Here is a 2,659-nt window from a genome sequence, read left to right on the forward strand (position 1 = left end):
GCTGCGGGTGAGATTTGTCTCTTGATGAGGGCTTAACCCTGCGGGGAATTGTCCCCGCTTGGGGCGCTTACAAAATCTTTCTCTTTTCTAAAAGCTCTCTTAAGGGCACAATTGCCCTTTTGATGATGCCATTTTGTAGGTAGATGAGATTGTGAATTTCATCGATCCACGCTTCGTTAGCGTAAATCCACGACAAAAGCTTGTTTTGCTTGTCCGATTCGTTTTTGACATCCTGCAGGTAAAGCGGGGCTAGGAGGCTTTCGGCGTGGAAGGTGCTGGGGCCTAGAATTTCGGCCAGATAATAATACCTGCCCTGATTGATTTTCGCTCTGAATTTATCGATATTTTTGCAAATGTCTTCTAGGGAATGCTTGCGATTTTTTTTATTTTGCGTGATGGATTTGATTTGATTGGAGAGGCGGCGGCACTCCTTTCCCAGGCTGTCGCTGAGGCTCATGAAGGACTTGAGTTTTTGGTAGCTTGAGAGCATGAGCTCGTTTTGTCTTTCTCGCGGAAAAATTTTAAGCCTAGGCAGGGGCCTTCTTAAATTTTTATCCAAAAGCTCCGCACAGCACTCCGCAAAGGGCTTTTCTATCGTGCCTTTTATCCGCGCGCCGCCCTCCGTGGCGTTATAAACGGTCGCTTCATTTTTGGAAAAAGAAATCATCTGCTCGTAGAAGGTCCTAAAAATGTCCCAAATGTGCGTCGTTTGCACCTTGCCCTCCCCGCCGTAGGCCTCGACCTCTTTAAAGGCCGGGCCGACTTCTTGCTTGGCCTGATTAAGCCCGCGCGGATAGTCTTTAGAATGCGTTTCGCCGTTCTTACCAAAGGCTAAGTCTTGGCCGATCAAAATAACATTTTTATGCCCCAAAGATAGCGCGAGGCTGTAGGCTAGATGCGTGACGCTAAATCCATTCCCAAAGCCAAATTCACTGAGCTTCAAGCTATAAGCTAGGGGCAGGTAGCGAGGGATGAGCATGTAGTTTCTTTTGTTGCGCTCTATGAATTCTATGGTTTTAGGATGCGTGAGGGCTAGGAAAATGAACAGGATGTTTTTGTCAAAATCCCCAAAGTCATTATCAAAAAACTCACTCGTCTTCACCACCCGCTCTAGCGAAAGCACATAATCGGGCTTGATGCCCTCTTTGGCGAGGATGGGATAGCTCGCATCCAGACAAAAAATGCTAGCCTTTTGGGCGTGTTTTTTAAGCAGGGGTAGCTGTTTGTTGAGGCTGGGGCCTGTGGCTACGATGATGGCGGTTTGAGCTTTTTTAGCCCTTTTTTCTATGAGCTCATTCAGACTGTAACGCGTCAGCATCTTGGGTAAATTTTGTATGAGCTGATCCACCCCTTGCGCGGCATCTGCGGGGTCGTTGCCCTTTCTTAGCGTGAGGTCTAAAATGGCGGCGTGATTGAAGCCGTTGATGTTTAAAATGTCCTTTTTTTGCCTCTCGTAATAATCACAATGAATTTCCAAAAAATAGGTGCGGTAAAAGAGGGAAAAATCCCCCAGATTATAAAAAAAGCTTATCGCCGTGCCAAAATTCATCTCTTTGTTGAGGATGAGATAGAGTCTGTTGTCGTTCAAGTCCTTGCTCAAATCCACCAAATTCAAAACGATAAAAAGCAGCTCGGCATCCTTTTCAAAAACGACAATTTTTTTATAGTTTTCATTTTGCAGCAGGGCCTTATACAAAAAGCCATTCCCCACGCCGTAAAAAAACAAAATCGGATACTTCGCCTTGTTTTTCTTTATGAATTCAATCTTATCCTCAAGCTCTTTTTTAGGGCTTTCATAAAGCTTTCGGCGCGTTTTGATCTCCATGATATTCACATCCAAAGGGTCTTTATTCAAGATGACATCGTATTTTTTATTTTGCTTGAATTTTTTGAGTTTTTTGTAGAGGTTTTGGTGGATTCCCGCCGCTTTTAGGGCTTCTAAATTTTTATCAAAGATTTTGGTTTTTTGCATACTCTCTCCTCAAAGCAAAATTATGAAAGCAAAAGCACAAATTCTCCCGCCGCGAAAGATTTGCCCTAAATTTCGCCAAGGTCCCAGCCCCCTCCTCCCCACTCAGGTCCAAAAGCCCATCCAAACCAGCCTCCAAAGCCTCCTGCTTCGCTCTCAAATGCGCCACCAAGATCTGTATATACCACAGATGCTCCTTAAATAAGGCTAAGTTTTTTTCTAAATTTTCCTGCGGATTTTTGGGGACTATGCTGATGTATTTTGCAATGCCAAGTCTAAATTGTATGATTAAGGGCTGTAAAATTTCAGCCAAGTCATAATCCACCAAATCCACCAAATCCACCAAAGTATCGACGCCCTCTTGCAAATTTTGCAGATTCTCATCCATGCACTCGGCCAAAATGAGCTCCAATCTGTCCTGCTTTTCCTTCAAAAAGCCCTCCAATTCCTCGCATTTTTTCGCACTCAAGGCTAGTTTTGCATAGGCTTTTAGCGTGTATTCTAAACGCTTTGCTTCGCTTAAGACAGGAGGCGTGATGAAGTGAGGCTTCTTTTCGTGTAAAAATTCCGCGCAGCACTCGCTAAAGGGCTTTTCTACCGTGCCCTTTATGCGCGCGCCGCCCTCTGTGGCGTTATAAATTTGATGCGCGCCCCCGTCCATTAAAATGACTTTTTCTAAAAAATCGCGAA

General features: G+C 44.6%; 1 protein-coding gene and 1 pseudogene. Both read right to left on the minus strand.

All coding sequences use genetic code 11. The features are described from left to right. Nucleotides 1–67: 67 nt before the first annotated feature. A complete protein-coding gene (locus Q4A73_RS07285) occupies nt 68–1,972 on the minus strand; it encodes a motility associated factor glycosyltransferase family protein (protein WP_303206791.1) in 1,905 nt (634 codons plus the stop codon). Continuing rightward, nucleotides 1,950–2,659, minus strand: a pseudogene (locus tag Q4A73_RS07290) (hypothetical protein); the annotation flags it as partial. The gene Q4A73_RS07285 and the pseudogene Q4A73_RS07290, both read right to left, overlap by 23 nt.

This window comes from Campylobacter sp., assembly GCF_030528245.1.
Taxonomy (GTDB): domain Bacteria; phylum Campylobacterota; class Campylobacteria; order Campylobacterales; family Campylobacteraceae; genus Campylobacter_D.

Excerpts from the sequence above, each read along its gene's own strand:
- Q4A73_RS07285 (WP_303206791.1), bottom strand. The coding sequence starts at position 1,972 with ATGCAAAAAACCAAAATCTTTGATAAAAATTTAGAAGCCCTAAAAGCG.